Annotated in this window: 10 protein-coding genes; 1 reads left to right on the top strand and 9 read right to left on the bottom strand. The window is 75.1% G+C overall.

Annotation, left to right across the window (positions count from 1 at the left end; translation table 11 throughout):
• Positions 1-2: 2 nt before the first annotated feature.
• The 5 genes from CUT83_RS06605 to CUT83_RS06625 form a co-directional block, all read right to left on the bottom strand.
• Positions 3-1172: an ATP-binding protein gene (locus CUT83_RS06605; RefSeq protein WP_093851764.1), complete on the bottom strand. Its 1170-nt coding sequence runs from the start codon at positions 1170-1172 to the stop codon at positions 3-5.
• Positions 1173-1207: 35 nt separating this feature from the next.
• The gene (locus tag CUT83_RS06610) at positions 1208-6379 is read right to left on the bottom strand and encodes a hypothetical protein (RefSeq protein ID WP_101254937.1); all 5172 of its coding nucleotides are present in this window, start codon (positions 6377-6379) and stop codon (positions 1208-1210) included.
• Positions 6376-7230 carry a DUF4132 domain-containing protein gene (locus CUT83_RS06615; protein WP_101254938.1) on the bottom strand — a complete coding sequence of 285 codons (855 nt, stop codon included), beginning with the start codon at positions 7228-7230 and terminating at the stop codon, positions 6376-6378. The genes CUT83_RS06610 and CUT83_RS06615 overlap by 4 nt, the downstream gene beginning before the upstream one ends.
• A gap of 158 nt (positions 7231-7388) precedes the next feature.
• Positions 7389-8564 carry a macrolide family glycosyltransferase gene (locus CUT83_RS06620; protein ID WP_206282573.1) on the bottom strand — a complete coding sequence of 392 codons (1176 nt, stop codon included), beginning with the start codon at positions 8562-8564 and terminating at the stop codon, positions 7389-7391.
• Positions 8565-8769: 205 nt separating this feature from the next.
• Positions 8770-9876, bottom strand: coding sequence for a protein kinase family protein (locus tag CUT83_RS06625; protein WP_101254964.1), 1107 nt, complete (start codon positions 9874-9876; stop codon positions 8770-8772).
• Between the two features lie 268 nt (positions 9877-10144).
• Between CUT83_RS06625 and nagB the strand changes: the two genes are divergently transcribed.
• The gene (gene nagB / locus CUT83_RS06630) at positions 10145-10930 is read left to right on the top strand and encodes a glucosamine-6-phosphate deaminase (protein WP_101254940.1); all 786 of its coding nucleotides are present in this window, start codon (positions 10145-10147) and stop codon (positions 10928-10930) included.
• A gap of 164 nt (positions 10931-11094) precedes the next feature.
• On the opposite strand, the gene CUT83_RS06635 is transcribed toward nagB, so the two are convergent.
• The 4 genes from CUT83_RS06635 to CUT83_RS06650 form a co-directional block, all read right to left on the bottom strand.
• Positions 11095-11835, bottom strand: coding sequence for an N-acetylmannosamine-6-phosphate 2-epimerase (locus CUT83_RS06635; RefSeq protein ID WP_101254941.1), 741 nt, complete (start codon positions 11833-11835; stop codon positions 11095-11097).
• On the bottom strand, positions 11832-12788 hold the full coding sequence (locus CUT83_RS06640) for an ROK family protein (RefSeq protein ID WP_101254942.1): 957 nt from the start codon (positions 12786-12788) through the stop codon (positions 11832-11834). The genes CUT83_RS06635 and CUT83_RS06640 overlap by 4 nt, the downstream gene beginning before the upstream one ends.
• Positions 12785-13744, bottom strand: coding sequence for a dihydrodipicolinate synthase family protein (locus CUT83_RS06645; RefSeq protein ID WP_101254943.1), 960 nt, complete (start codon positions 13742-13744; stop codon positions 12785-12787). Before CUT83_RS06645 ends, CUT83_RS06640 begins: the two co-directional genes overlap by 4 nt.
• Before the next feature lie 94 nt (positions 13745-13838).
• Positions 13839-15338, bottom strand: a complete 1500-nt coding sequence (locus CUT83_RS06650; RefSeq protein WP_101254944.1) for an exo-alpha-sialidase — start codon at positions 15336-15338, stop codon at positions 13839-13841.
• Between the last annotated feature and the right edge of the window lie 20 nt (positions 15339-15358).

Raw genomic sequence — 15358 nt, forward strand, 5'->3', positions numbered from 1 at the left:
CGTCAGCCCTCCAGAACGGTGCGCAGGTCCCACAGGGTGCGCCAGGTGGCGGACCCCTGCTCGGCGCGGCGGCGCACCGGGCCGTCCCAGTAGCCGCGCAGCCGGGCGGCGTCGGCGGGGTCGTCCTTGCGGACCACGCCGAGCAGATGGCCCGGCAGCAGGGAGAGCACGTCCCGGTCGCCGGGGAAGTACGCCGCCGCCAGAGCCAGCGCCCCGGCCACGGACACCGCCTCCGCGGTGCTCATCACCGTCGACGGCCGCTCCACCTCCCAGCCCTCCGCGGAGCGGCCCTCGCGCAGGTCCCGGAACGCGGTGACCAGGGCCTCCAGCACGGCGTCGTCGACCCGGAACGGCGCCCCGGCCCGCTCCACGGACGCCCGCGCCTGGCCGCGCACCAGCGCGGTCTCCGCCTCCAGGTCCCCGATGGGGCCGACCGTCTCGAAGTTGAAGCGGCGCTTGAGGGCCGCGGACATCTCGGAGACGCCCTTGTCGCGGAGGTTGGCGGTGGCGATGAGGGTGAAACCGGGCGCCGCGTGCGCCAGGGCGTCCTCGGTACCGGCCAGTTCGGGGACGGCGATCCGCCGCTCCGAGAGCAGCGACACCAGCGAGTCCTGCACCTCGGGCAGACAGCGGGTGACCTCCTCGACACGGGCGACGGCGCCCCGGGACATGGCGGTCAGCACCGGGGAGGGCACGAGCGCCTGTCGGCTGGGCCCCTGCGCCAGCAGCAGCGCGTAGTTCCAGCCGTACCTGAGCTGGTCCTCGGTGGTGCCGGCCGTGCCCTGCACGGTCAGGCCGCTGGTGCCGCACACGGCGGCGGCCAGCAGCTCCGACAGCATCGACTTGGCGGTGCCGGGCTCGCCGACGAGCAGCAGACCGCGTTCCCCGGCCAGGGTCACCACGCACCGCTCGACCAGGGCGCGGTCGCCGACGAACTTGCCCTCGACCACCAGGCGGCGCGGCACCCCCTCGGGGGCCTCGGCGCCGTCGGGCAGCTTCAGGGCGGCGCCCCCGCTGCCCATCACGAACGTGACGACCGCGCGCGGGGTGAGCCGCCACGCGGGCGGTCGCGGTCCGCCGTCGTACGCGGCGAGGAAGGCCAGCTCGGTCGCGTACCGCTCCTCGGGCGGGACGATCTGGCGGGCCGGTGCGGAAGGGAGAGTGGTGGTCATGGGCGTTGTTTCTTCCGGGTGGGGGCGGGCGGTGGTCATCGGCGGCCCTTGCGGCCGGCGCGGGTGGCGCGGGTGGTGAGTTCCTCGTAGGCCGGGGCGTCACCGCCGCGGACGCGGTCCCACGCGCGCTCGAACAGTTCGGGCACCGGCACCAGGGGCACCGCGCGGGAGCGGTCGGGGACCGGGTACAGGCCCTGCTTCCAGATCTCCACCGGCAGCGCGGGCGACTTCAGGTCGAGCCAGCCGCAGGGCAGGAAGAGGGTGCGCCCGGCGCGCGCCCGCTTCGCCTCGACGACCAGGTTCGTGGCCGCCAGTTCGGCGCGGGCCTTCTTCATACGGGCGGGCTTCCAGCCCGTCCAGCGGGCGATGTTGCGGTCCGTCGGATCGGGCAGGGCCAGCAGTTGCAGGTAGAGCGCCGCCGCGTCCCGGCCCAGGCCGTGAGTCTCGGCGGCCTCGGCGACCAGTCCGGGCACGGTGCCGACCGGGTCCTGGGCGTACCCGGCGGGCTCCCCGGAACCGGCTCCGGCCGAGAGGGCGCGGGCGAGCCCGTCGCCGAGGAGGGTCCGCAGCGCCCGCAGGCCCCCGCTCCGCTCCGGTCCGACGATCCCCTCGAGCAGCCCGAACACGGGGTCGTCCGCGCCGGTGAGGCCGCCCGGGCGGAGCAGGACGGCTTCCTGGCCGCCGTACCCGGGGCACAGCACCAGCGCCTCGCCCGCATCCGTCAGGCCGCGCGCGCCCGCGCCGCCGGTGGCGGGCAGCCCGTACGCCTTGCGCAGCTCGACGGCGGACGGCGAGCCCTTCTGCGCCCACGACAGGCCCAGGTCCAGCAGCAGACCCGGGTCCGCGACGCGGCGGCGCAGCGCGGCCAGCCCCTCCGGCAGGGCGGCGCGCAGCGGGTGCCCGTACGGCAGTTGGTAGGAGAGACCGGCCAGGGCGGTCACGGCGTGTGCCAGGTCGTACCGTCCGGGCAGCGCCGCGGGATCCTCCGCCACCAGATTGCCGTCCCTGTCGGGCCGCTGCACAGTGGTGCGGCTGATCCAGGGGGTGCGGTGCGGGTTGAGCACCTCCTCGGCGGAATCGGCGGGCAGGCCCGAAAGGAGGAACTCCTCGGCTGTGTCCTCGGGCAGGCGGACGAACCCGGTCAGGCGCTCGGCCCACACCCGGCCCGCCGCGTCCGTGTCCGGCCCGGACGTCCACAGGTCGCCGGGGTCCTTCGGCAGCAGCGCGCCGGCGAGCGCCGTCAGATCGCCGGGCTCCAGCGACTCCAGCAGCGCGTCGCCGAGCTTCTTGTGCCGCGGCTTCAGCGCGGTGACGGCGGCCGCCTCGCCGGTGAGCAGCGACGGCTTCCCGGCCAGCAGCAGAGCCGCCTGCACGGGGCCCACGCCGCCCCGTGTCGCTGTGGCCAGGGCGGCGGGCGCCTCCGGCCGCCAGGGCGCGGGACCCTTGTCCCGGATCAGCCCGGTCACCGCGGTCAGCGCTTCCGCGGGGAAGACCGGTGGGTGAGCGCTCTCCTCCCTCAGCGCGAAGTGCGCGACCGCGCCGAACGAACCGGCCGGGTCGTACTCCAGCGCCAGCCAGCTGATATGCCCGTCGCGGTGGTGGTCGACGCCCTGGCAGCGCAGGATGACGACGGTGCGGCCGTCCCGGCGCAGCACCTGGCCGGTGCGCCTCTGCCCGTTATGCGGTTCGCTCAGCACGATCTCGCGCAGCGCACCCCCGGGTGCGGCCATCGGTCCCTCCGCGACCGCCTCGAACAGCAGCAGCAGCGCCCGGCGGTGCGCCTCGGGCAGGGCCGGGGAGGCGGCGCGGTAGGCGAGCGGACGCAGCATGTCCAGCACGGGCAGCCACACCACGCCGTCGCCCGGGACGGTGAGGTCCTCACTGCGCCACCCGCCGGCGGACCCGGCGAGCCGGGCGGACTCGGGCAGGGGCCTGCCGTCGGCGGGCTCGCCGGACAGGACGCGGTTCACGGTGCGTATCTGGCGCAGCGCGCTCCAGGACTGCCCGCCGCCCCACCAGCCGTACAGCGTGACGAGACCCATGACCGCCTCGCGCAGCGTTTGGTCGTCGCCGTCCTCGGGGCTGTAGTCGGCGAACAAGCCCTCGGCGCGTCTGCGCTCCGCCCCGGTCGGCTCCGCCGGGGGCGACACGAAGGCGGCGACGGCCCCCGCCAGGCGCAGCGCCGCGTGTACGTGGCCGGCGACGCCGGCGAGCAGGCGGGGCTCGGTGAGGGAGGGCAGAAGGCGGGAGACGACCTTCCGCAGCACCTCGTCGGAGGTCGGACCGGCGGGTTCGCCCGCACCGGCCCCCGCACCGGTCCCCGCGGTGCTCCGCGGCCCGGCCCGCCGGCCGCCGGCCGCCTTCACCGGTACGGCCGCCGCCCTGAACGCCGCCTTGATCTTCGCCTCCCGCTCCGCCAGCGCCCGGGCACCGGCGCGCAGCAGCTCACCGGCCTGCTCGTCGCTCAGCGCCCGCAGGACCGCCGAGGAGCCTTCGTCGCGGGGCCGCAGCGCGTGCCAGAAGTCGACCGGCGGGACCAGCCGCGTGCCGGCGGCGGACTCGCCGCCCCGCTCCAGCGGCGTCACCCGGCCCGACTCCCACACGCCGCCGTTGTCACCGCCGGCGTACAGGGCTATGTGACGGTACTGGGCGACCAGGACGGGCTCGGCGCCGCCGGGCAGCCGCAGCGCGCCGAGCGGAACGCCCGGCGTCCGGCCGCCCGCCGCCGGCAGGGTGACGGTCCGGCCGTCCGGCGTACCGGCGGTGGTGCGGGCCCGGTCGCCCTCGCCCTCGGTGCGCACCCAGCGGCCCAGGACCGTGCCGTCGGTGCCCAGCGGGCTGTGCTCCAGACCGGGCTGGAGGGGCAGCACCGCGCAGTGCCCCTGGAGCAGGGTGGCGCCCTCGCTGATGCCGGACCGCAGGAACGCGGGCAGCGAGGCGCGCCCGTGGGTGCCGGTGACCGGGTCGTACTCGAGCCACACCTGCTGCCGTCCCTGCCGCCCCTGGCGCCAGTGGGAGGTGCCGTCCCCCAGTACGGGGCGGCCGGGCGGCAGGACCGTGTCGCCGGCGTGCAGGGCGCGCCCGCCGGTGGCGCGGCCGCCGCCCGGCAGGGGGATGGAGGTCTCGCCCGTGTCGTCGTCGTACCAGTGCGGGAGCCTCTCGCCGCCGAGCGGGAACACCTCGGTGGGGCGGGCCGACCAGTAGCCGTGCTGCTTGCCGTCCTGCCGCCATATCACCAGCAGTTCGCCGTCGGTGTAGCGGAACGACGGGCGGCTCCAGCGGTCGGGCTCCACCGGAAGCCGCAGATCGTGCTCCAGCAGGATGTCCTCGGGGCCCACGACGATCGCCTTGTGCCGGCGGGAGAGGATCAGCGCCGGCCAGGCCTCGTGGACGGTGAGCGTGTCGTCGCGGTCGCGCCCGGTCCGTGTCTGCTCGTCCAGGCGCCGCAGCGCCTCCTCCAGGGCGGGCCAGCCCAGTTCGTCCAGAATGCCGGCGCGCAGGGTGCGGCCCAGCAGCGGTGCGGCGTCGAACGCGGCGGCCCCGGCGACGGCCCGCGGGCCGACTCGGGTGGCGACCGCCTGGAACGGGCGCAGCCGTTCCAGTGCCGCGCGTGCGGCGGGCAGGCCGGCCGCGGCGGCCAGTTCCCCGGCCGCGTCGTCCAGCCACTCGCGCAGCACGTCGGCGAGTACGGGGTGCCCGGCCAGCTCCTCCATCAGCCCGCCGCCGAGGCGGTGGCCGCTCAGATTCCCCACGGAGTGGTACAGCAGGCGCCGGCAGCGCGGGTCGGCCGCGACGGCCGTCAGGTCCCGCCGCCCGGTCCGGGTGTCCCGCAGCCACCGGTCGACCGGGAGGAGGACGCCCTTGCGGGCCTCCGGCAGCGTCAGCGGTACGCCCCGCGCCACGCACAGGTCCAGCAGGTCGAGGTCGGCGGCGGCGTTCCAGCGGCCCGTGAAGAGGTCCACGGGGCGGCCCTGGGCTCGCAGGCGCGGTGCCATGCGCTCCACGAGGGCGAGGGTGGCCGGTGAGCGGCCGCCGACGGACGAGCCGCGCTTGCGGTGCAGCGCCCAGCGGCTGAGCCAGTCCGCCGTGTCGACCCCGCCCGTGCCGGCCTCGTCCGCGTCGCCCCCGCCCGCGTCGGCCTCCGCTCCGTCCGCCCCGGCCTCGCCCGTCAGCAGCCGGTCGGCGCCGGCCTCGGCGAGCAGCGTCAGCCAGAACTCGTCGTCCTCGGCGGAGCGGCCCAGCCCGGCCGGCATGATCTCCAGCAGCCGGCCCCGTACGGCGGGCCGCTGCCCGGCCAGGGTGGCCAGCGTGGCCCGGTAGGCGTTCCAGAAGGACGCGGGGGCCCGTACCGCCGCGGGCGACGCGAGCAGATCCCCCACCAGAGCGCACTCCTCGGCGACCTGGTCCAGCCCCGCCGCCCTGATCAGACGGCGCGCGTCCTGCGGCAGGGAGGCGTACGGCGGCATGCCCGCCGCGCAGCGCTCCACGGTCAGCTGCCGGAACTGCGTCCACGCCTCGGCCGGGGTCAGCCGCGCCGCGAGGGCCTTCACATGCTCCTTGAGCGCCTTGACCGTCAGAGCCCCGGCGAAGGCGAACTCCAGAAACACCGCCCGCTGCCGCTCCTCGTCCACGGGCAGCGCGTGCACCCGCTCCGCCTCGCGGGCCTTGCCGAAGAAGGCCGCCGCGTAGGTGGTGTTCTCGTGCCGGAGGAAGACGCGGGCGGCCTGCTCGTAGAAGGTGGGCAGGAAGTGCGGCACGGCCCGGCCGAGCCGCTCGCCGAGCTCCTCGAAGCCCTCCTTCGCCGCACCGGGGCGGGACTTGGCCTGCCGGGCGAGCCGCTCGACGTCCCTGACCAGCGCCAGTGCGTGGTGGCCGTTCGCCGGGTCGTTGACCAGTGCCCACGCGGGGAAACCCAGGGTCTCCCTGCGCACCTGCCCGACCTCGGGGGTCTCCGGTTCCCGGACCAGCCCGAGGAAGTCCAGGGCGAGATCCTCGGCCTCGCCGAGCGTGCCCGGCACCAGCCTCACGATCCTGCGCTCGTCCAGCGCGGGATGGGTGTAGGCGCGGACGGTGAGGACGTCGGCGTCCTCCCGGTCCGTGGTGCCCACCGGCAGCACGGCGCCGGCCTCCAGCAGCGCGGCGCAGGTGGCCTCGTCGTAGATGGCGCCTTCGTATGCGCCGTATGCGGTGCCGTCGTACGCCGTCATGCCGCACGCTCCTCGTCCTCGATGTCGCGCCCGGCGTACAGCGCGGCCGCCATACGCATGCCCTCCGACCAGGCCACCGGCCCGACCTGACCCAGCCTCAGCACCCGGCCGGCCGGGTCGGTGAAGACCAGGGAGCCGGTCTCCGTCTCCTCGTAGCCGTCGTAGTCGCCGATCCACACCCGGGCCTCGACACCGCGGCCGCCCTCCAGCACGGAGCACACCGCGTGGCCGCCGCGCACGCGGTAGCCCAGCTGGGCGGCCCGCCCGTGCAGGAACCTCAGCTCCTTGAAGGTGCCGCCCGCGTAGTCCTCGACGGAAGTCGCCTCGGCGTCCGTCGCCGCGGGCCTGCGCCACACCTCCCGGAAGAGCTGTTGGGCACGCTGCTCGACGCCCAGCTCGACGGCGAACTCGCGCAACTCCTCCAGCTCCTCCAGCAGCACCGGGTGCGGCAGGCGGACCAGGCCGGGGGTGAGACGGACGGTGTCGCCGTCGAGGTCGACCACACCGAGGCCGCGCTCGGGATCGGCGTCCCGCAGGAACCCGGCCACCTCCCCGTCCGCCCCCGTGACCACCATGTCGCGCAGAGCGGCCTGCCAGGCCGGATCCGGCCACACCCGTGCCAGGACCGCGAACGGCACCGGCAGCGAGCGCACCATCCACCGCTCCACATCGGCCAGGCACTGCCGCTCGTGCCGCTCCAGCCACTCGGCGAGCTGACGCAGTCCCACCACCGCCGGATCGTCGGCGATCTTCGGCGGTACGGACTTCAGCCGCCGTCCGGCCGCGTTGCGGCACACCACCTTTCCGTCGTCGAGGGCGACCTCGTAGCCGCCGGCCGACACCCACCCCATACGTGCCTCCCCGCACCCGCAGTGATCAAGTGACGGGAACTGTAGGGCAGGCCTCTGACACCGGCGCCGACGAGCGGGCCCGGCCGGGTGCGGGCGAAGCGGCGGGGGTGACGGGCGGTGAGGTTTTGCGCCGTCACCCCTGCCGCCGTACGCGCAGGTCAGGCCAGCGTCTCCTCGATGAGGCCGACGGCGCGCCGGGTGCCGCCCTCGGCCCGTGCGGCGGCGCTCAGCAGCGCCGAGCGGCGGGCGACCTCCGGGTCGGTTACCAGCTCCTCCAAAGCCGCACGCAAGGCCTCGGCGGTGGCCTCCGCGGTGTCGATGCGGCGGGCCACGCCCAGTTCCACGAGCCGGTCGGCGTTCATGAACTGGTCGGTGGCCTGCGGTACGGCGATCATCGGGACGCCCGCCAGCAGCCCCTCGTTGCAGCCGCCCATGCCGGCGTGGGTGACGAAGGCGTCCGCCTGCCCCAGGATCGCCCGCTGCGGAACCCAGGGGTGCACCTCGATGTTCGACGGGACGGCGCCGAGCTCCCGCGGGTCGGTGTACCCGCCGATCTGGAGGACGGCGTGCCAGCCGGGCAGGTCGCCGAAGGCGGCGACGCACCGGCGGTAGAACTCCGCCCGGCGGGTGTACGCCGAGCCCAGGGAGACCAGCAGCACCTTCTCCGCGTCCGCGGGACGGGCCCGGCCCTCCGTGCCCGCGGACATCTCGAAACAGGGCCCGACGAAGGTCACCGTGGTGGTGTCGACCCTGTCGGCGTGCGGCTGCATCGCCCGCGGGATCAGCGCCAGGGTGTGCGCGGGACGGCCGGGGAAGGCGTCCACGTCGGTGGTGGAAGCCCCGCAGCCGGCGAGCCACTGCGCGAACCTGGCCCGGTAGGCGTCGGCGCCCGGCAGCCCCCACAGGTGCGCCGCGACCTCCTGGCCGTAGCCCTCCCAGGCCACGAACGTCGGGGAGAGCTGCATGAGGGGCCGGCCCTGAGATTCGGCGAGGGCGCGCGCGGCGTAGGCGCCGATGTCGTACAGGTACAGGTCCGCCGGGTCGCGGTCGTAGGCGGCGCGCAACCGGGGGAGCGCCTGTACGGCGTCGTCGAGGAAGAGGCCCATCGCGGCGATGGGGTCCTCGGGCCAGTCGTTGTCGGCGACCGGCAGCCCGGACGCGCAGGGGAGGAGTTCGGCGCCGGTGGGCTCGATCAGGCCGGCCACCGCCGGATCGTTGGCGTAGGTCACGCGGTGGCCGCGGGCCACCAGCTCGCTGATGATCGCCAGGCTGGGCAGGACATGGCTGACGGCGGGGATGCCGACCATCGCGATATGGGCACGGCGACGGGACATGGGTGATCACTCACTTCGGGTCTACGGCGAACGGGGACACCGCAGGCCCGCGCGCCGGCCTGTCCGGAAACCTCGGACACCGGTGCGCACACGGGCATGCGGGCGGGGAGGCGGGGCGCCGCCCCGGCCGTGTCAGCCGTAGAACTGAAGGAAGGAGAACACGCCCGCGACCCTAGACCCCCGCCGGGCTCCGGCGCATCCCGAATTACCGCCGGCCGCCGCCCGGCGTGTGCCGTCGTCCGGCGGACGGGATGCCCGGCCCGCCGGCCCGCCGGAGCTCCTCCAGCGGATACCGGGTCCGTCTGCTCCCGTACCGGAACTCGCGGTTGAAGTCCGACATCACGGCGGCGACCGGCGCGTGCCGGGTGATGGCCGCCGCGGCCTCCTCCGGGACTCCCGTGGGGCGTCTGCCCCCGGCGTAGGCGCGCACCAGCGCGTGGCGGCCGTCGCGGTCCTCGATCCGGTATCCGAGCAAAGCGGTGACCAGCCAGTTCACCAGATATGTGGCGGTGTAACAGCGGTCGTAGGTCTGATGCCGTTCGAAGAAGTCGGCCTCTTCCCGGGACAGTTCGAACCGGGAGGAGAGCGCGAGGCCGTAGTCCGCGAAGTAGAGACGCCGGCCGTCGGTCAGGATGTTCTCGAAGTGCGCGTCGAAGTGGACGAGCCCGCGGCCGGCCATGAAGGAGGTGCCGGCCGCCAGTTCCCTCTCGACCATGGCGCAGGCCCGGTTCGCGGCCTCGTCCCCGGCGGCCACCCGCTCGCCCAGCCACTGGTGCAGGTTCCGCGGGATGTACTCCAGGAACACCACGACGCTCGCCGAGGACCGCCGGAGGGCCTCGATCCGGCGGCGCACCTGCGGTCGGCCGCCCCAGTAGGCCACGGCCCGTTCCACGTCGGCCAGTTCCGCGGGCAGCGGCGCCGAGTCCGGCAGCACCCTCCAGTGGTACATCAGGGGAAAGCCCTCGTACTCCCCGGTGAGCACCCAGTCGGTCGTCATGGCGTGCACGGCGAGTTCCCGCCAGGCTCCGAACCCCGGCCCGCCGATGGCGCCGATGCCGTACTGGCAGAAGACGGGCAGGTCGAACAGGTTCGCCGTGGAGCGGAAGTGCGCGGCTTCCCTCTCCGGGTCGGTGAGGGGCACCCGTTTGACGAATACCGGGATTCCGGCGACCTCCAGCAGGGACGACTTTCCGCCGATGCCGGAGCCGAGCGGCACGGCCGTGTCCACCAGCCGGTGCAGTTCACGGTCGCCGAGCCGGGCCAGGGCCGTGGAGACGGCGCCGTGGGCGGCCGACCGCGCACCGCGTGACATGTCGGGGTGCTCCACCGCTGCCTCCGTCCGGGCGCCCGGCGCCGGCCGCCGGTCTCGATTCCGCGACGGCCACTCTACGCATGGTGACCGGGTCGCGTCCGGGCCCTTCCGGACCGCCGTGTCCGGCCGGGGACCAGGGCGGTCCAGCCGGGGACGGTGGCCCGCCCGCCGTCCGGTTCCGCGGGGGTGACGGGGTGCGGTGCGGGGCCACCTCCCTGCTATGGTGGTCTATACCACTGGTGTTCACTCTTGGATCGGCAGGCCCAGCGTGGAAGTTGTCATCGTTCCGGACGCCGACGCAGGCGGGGAGATCATCGCCGAGGCCGTGGCCGGCCTCCTGAGGCGCAAGCCCGAAGCGCTGCTCGGTGTGGCCACGGGCTCGACACCGCTGCCCGTCTACCGGGCGCTGGCCGCCAGGGCCGCCGCGGGTGATGTGGACGTCTCGCGCGCCCGGATCTGCCAGCTCGACGAGTACGTCGGCCTGCCCTCCGGGCACCCCGAGTCCTACCGCTCGGTGGTACTGCGCGAGGTGGTGGAGCCGCTCGGGCTGGACGAGGCGTCCTTCATGGGGCCCGACGGCTCGGCGGGGGACATCCCGGCGGCCTGCGAGAAGTACGAGAGGGAGCTGGCCGAGGCCGGCGGTGTGGACCTCCAGCTGCTCGGCATCGGCACCGACGGGCACATAGGCTTCAACGAGCCGTGTTCCTCGCTGGCCTCCCGCACCCGTATCAAGACGCTCACCCGGCAGACCCGCGCCGACAACGCCCGTTTCTTCGGCGGCGACATCGACCAGGTGCCGCACCACGTCATCACCCAGGGCATCGGCACCATCCTGGAAGCCCGTCATCTGGTGCTGCTCGCCACCGGCGAGAACAAGGCGGAGGCCGTCGCGCAGACCGTCGAGGGGCCGCTGTCCGCGATGGTCCCGGCCTCCGCGCTGCAGACACATCCCCACGCCACGGTCGTGGTGGACGAGGCGGCCGCGTCCGGGCTGAAGCTCGCGGACTACTTCCGTGCCACCTACGAGGCCAAGCCGCACTGGCAGGGACTCTGACGGCCGTGACCGGTTCCGGGCCCCCGGTGCGTCCGCGCGGACGCACCGGGGGCCCGGCGCGTCCCGGAAAGCCGCACGCGGTGCGGCCCCGGCCGGAGGGGAGGGTCCGGCCGGGGCCTGCGAAGGACCGCCGAAGGCCCGCGCCCGGCGCCCGGAACTTCCGGTCAGCCCGCGAGCCCGTCCGCGAAGCGTCTGGTCAGCGCGGTCGGCGCCGTGATGGCGGTGCCCACGACGACGCTCAGCGCGCCCGCCGCGAGCGCCTCGGCGGCCTGCTCCGGGGTGGCGATACGCCCTTCGGCGACCACCGGGGTGTCGACCGAGGCGGCGAGTTCGGCGACGAGCCGCAGGTCCGGCGCGGTCTGCCGGGGTGATCCCGCCACGTAGCCCGACAGGGTGGTCGACACCAGGTCGGCTCCCCGCGCGGCCGCTTCCCGCCCCTCGTCCAGGGTCGAGACATCGGCCATGACCAGGGCGCCCGCGCCGTGGACGGCCGCGACGAGTTCGGCGAAGGTGCTGCCGTCGGGGCGCGGCCGGGCGGTGGCGTCGGCCGCGACGATCGCGGCCCCCGCCTCGGCGACGGCGAGCGCGTGGCGCACGCCCGGGGTGATGTAGACACCGGTGTCGCCGTCCTTCCACAGCCCGATCACCGGCAGGCCGACGGCCGCGACGGTGGCCGCGACGACCTCCGGTCCGTTGACGCGTACGGCCGCGGCGCCGCCGGCCCGCGCCGCGCGGGCCATGCGCACGAGGGTGCCGGTGTGGCGCATCGGGTCGCCGGGCGGCGCCTGGCACGACACGATCAGGCGGCCCTCGAGGGAGGCGATCAGATCGTGGGGCCGGGACCGGGGATCGGGCTCGGTCCCGGTCTCGGGCTCGGTTCCGGTCTCGGTCTCGGGCGAGGTCATGGCGTGACTCCAGAGGTGCGGGGAGGGTGCAGGGGCAGCGTGCGGGTCAGCGCGGCGGCCCCGAGGACCGCCGCGTCGTCCCCTCCGACCGGCGGGACCGGGCGCAGCGTGCGAAGCGGGGGCATGAGTTCGGCGGCGAAGGCCGCGCACAGGGCGTCCCGGTACAGCGCTCCGATGCGGGGCACTCCTCCGCCGACGACGACGCGGTGCGGTCCCAGCGCGTTGGCGAGGCCGCCCAGGACGCGGCCGGCCGCCCGGGCGCCTGTGGTGATGGCCGAGACCGCGTGCGGGTCCTGGCGGACCGCGCGTTCGGCCACGGTCTCCAGACGATCGGCCGGGCTGCCGCTCAGCCGTGTGTAGTGGGCGGTGATGCCCGGCCCGGCGGCGATCGCCTCCAGATGGCCGGTGGCTCCGCAGGTGCAGGGCAGTCCGCCCGCCTCGGGGCTCGGCAGATGGCCGAGGTGCCCGGCGATTCCGGCGGCGCCGTGCAGTACCCGTCCCCAGGCGGCGACGGCGCCGCCGACGCCGGTGCCGACGGCCGCGTAGACCAGCGTGGGACCCTCGCCGCCGCCGTCCAGGGCGGCGAGTTCCGCGGCGGCGGCGGCCCGTACGTCGTTGTCGCAGGCCACGGGGAGCCCGGTGCGGGTGGCGAGGCCGCCGGCCAGGACGGTTCCGGCCCAGCCGCGAAGGGTGTCCGTGGCGCTGACGACGGTCCCGGAGACGGGATCGATCACTCCGGCCGCGGCGACGCCGATCGCGGCGGCGTCCTGTGTCCGGACGGCGCGGGAGGCCTCGGCCAGCGCGTCCAGCACCGCCTCCGGGCCCCGGGCCGCCGGGGTGGGCAGGGTGTGCCGGGCCAGGACGGCGCCGTCGCCCGCGACGAGGGCGGCGGCGATCTTCGTGCCGCCCAGGTCGAGGCCGATCACCGGGGCGCCGTGGTGCGGTGCCGTCATCGGACCCGGAGCAGTCCGGCCTCGCGCAGCCGCTGCTCGACGAGGGCGACCGAGGCGTCGCTCAGCTGGATCTGCGGGGCGGCGGTGGTGCCGTGGGCGAACACCCCGAGCAGCCGCAGCGCGTGCTTGAACGCGCCGATGGCGGAGGAGTTGCGGCCCATCTCCTCCTCGGGACCCGCGTCGACCATGCCGAACAGCTTCACCAGCCGTTCCTGCTCCCCGGCGGCGCGCTCGAAGTCGCCGTCCCGCGCGGCCTCGTAGAGGCGCACGTATCCGGCGGGGTCGACGTTGCCGAGGCCGGGCACGACGCCGTCGGCGCCGGCCAGCACGGCTGCGTCCACGGTCAGTTCGGATCCGGTGAGGATGCTGAAGGAGGGAGCCGGGCCATCGGCCCGGCCGTGGCGTCCGCCGAGTGCGACGAGGAGTCTGCGCAGGGAGCCCTCGTCGCCGCTGCTGTCCTTGAGCCCGGCGAGCGTGCCGTCCTCGGCCAGTTCGCGTACCAGGGGGACGGAGAGCTTGCTGTGCACGGAGACCGGGAGGTCGTAGGCGTACAGGGGCAGGCCGGCGCGGGCGCGGACGGTGCGGAAGTGGCGGGCGATCTCGGCGGGGTGGGTCCGGGCGTAGAAGGGCGCGGTCGCCACCAGCGCGTCGGCGCCGGCCGCGCGGGCGGCCTCCGCGTGGGCGAGTACACGGGGGGTGGTCATGTCGATGACACCGGCGAGCACGGGGACGCGCCCGGCGACGGCCTCGACGACCGTCTCCAGGGCCACCGCCCGCTGCCGGTCGGTGAGGAAGGCGACCTCGCTGCTGGAGCCGAGGGCGAACAGGCCGTGCACCCCGCCGTCCAGGAGGTGTTCGACGAGCCGGGCGAGCGAGGCGGTGTCGACCTCGCCCGATGCGTCCAGGGGGGTGCAGACGGGCGGCACGACGCCGCGCAGGGGCAGGGACGAGGGCATGTAGGGGCTCCTGGGTGATGCGGTGCTCGGCGGGGAGGGACGGGCCGCCCGCACGGGCGTCGTACGGGCGTCGTGCGGGCGGCCCGGGTCGGGGCTAGGGCGCGGTGACGGTGAGCGTGCCGTCACCGTAGGACCGCTGCCAGCCGCGTACGAGGTAGGTGGCGGTCGTCGGCACGGCGCCCGCGGTGGCGTTCGCGGGAACGGTGACGGGGATCCTCATGTTCGCGCCCTGGCCGGGCCTGAGCGCGGGCACGGTCACGCTCGGGGCGCTCCAGCCGGCCGGCAGCTTGAGGGAGACCGTGCCGGAGGGCAGGTCCACGTCGTTCTGGCTGACGACGCGGACGGTGACCTCGGTGGTCCTGCCCGCGGGCAGGGAGGCGGGCGGGGTGACGGTGACCGGGGCGCAGACGCCCGCGAGCCACCGCAGGTCGAAGGAGGAGTAGGTGATGTGCCGGTAGTTGTCGCGCTCCCACAGCAGGCCCACCCGGGGGTTGGCCGCGGTGCCGTCACTGAGCGGGGTGAGCGTGGAGTAGGCGGCCGAGCCGGCCTCGACGGTCCTGCGCACCGGCCAGTTCCGCCCGTTGTCGCAGGAGAGGCGGACGGTGAGGTTGCTGCGGCTGCCCGTGGTGGCCGTGTTGCTGAACATCAGCCAGGAGGCGCGCGGGTGGGAGGCGGGCACGTCGGGCGCGAAGCGCATGATCGAGCCGTTGTTGGCGGGGTCGGGCAGTTCGGTGTCCTGCTGGAAGGGGGTGTAGGTGACGCCGCCGTCGGTGGAGTAGGCCACCGTGCGGTACGGCCTGGAGCGGTTGTTGAGCATGATGCGGCCGTCGGACAGCTCCACGGTCTTGTTCTCGTCGCCGCCGGGCCCGACCGGGGTGCCCATCCTCCAGGTGGCGCCGTGGTCGTCGCTGTAGGCGCTGACGGCGTAGTTGGCGCCGTTGTGGCGGATGGCGTACTGCTGGATCAGACGGCCGGCGTACTTCCCGTGGCGCAGTTGGATGCCCTCGCCGGAGGCGGCGAACATGCCGGCCCAGGCCGGGTTCTTGATCTCGGCGGTGATCCGTTCGTGCTTCCAGGTCAGGCCGTCGTCGTCGGAGTAGCTGTAGTCGGCCTGGAGGACGTTCGGGTCACTCTCGTCGTTGCCGGTCGCCGAGCCGAAGAAGCCCTGGTTCACGGAGGCCGCGTAGAAGAGGAAGATCCGCCCGGTCTCACGGTCGACGAGGAGGCTGGGGTCGCCGTAGCCCTTGGGGGCGGGGTCCTTGCGTACGACCTGCTGGGGCTGCCAGGTGGCTCCGCCGTCGGTGCTGCGGCGCAGGACGATGCCGAGGTTGCCGGGCAGGTCGGCGAGGGTGGGGCGGGCGTCGTAGGCGGCGATCAGGGTGCCCTCGACCGTCGTGGTCAGGGCGGGGATGCGGTAGTGGGGGGATCCGGTGCCCGCGGTGGCGATGTCCTGCGAGACCAGGGCGCCGGAAGCGAGGACGGTCCGCTGGTCGGCGGTCTGCCGGCCGGCGGTGTGCGCGGCGGGCGTGCCGGCGGCCAGCAGGGCCAGAGCGGTGACTGCGGTGGCGGTGGCCAGAGTGACTCTGCGCTGCATGAACGGACCTTTTTTCGGTT

The organism is Streptomyces barkulensis (assembly GCF_002843305.1).
Classification (GTDB): Bacteria; Actinomycetota; Actinomycetes; order Streptomycetales; family Streptomycetaceae; genus Streptomyces; species Streptomyces barkulensis.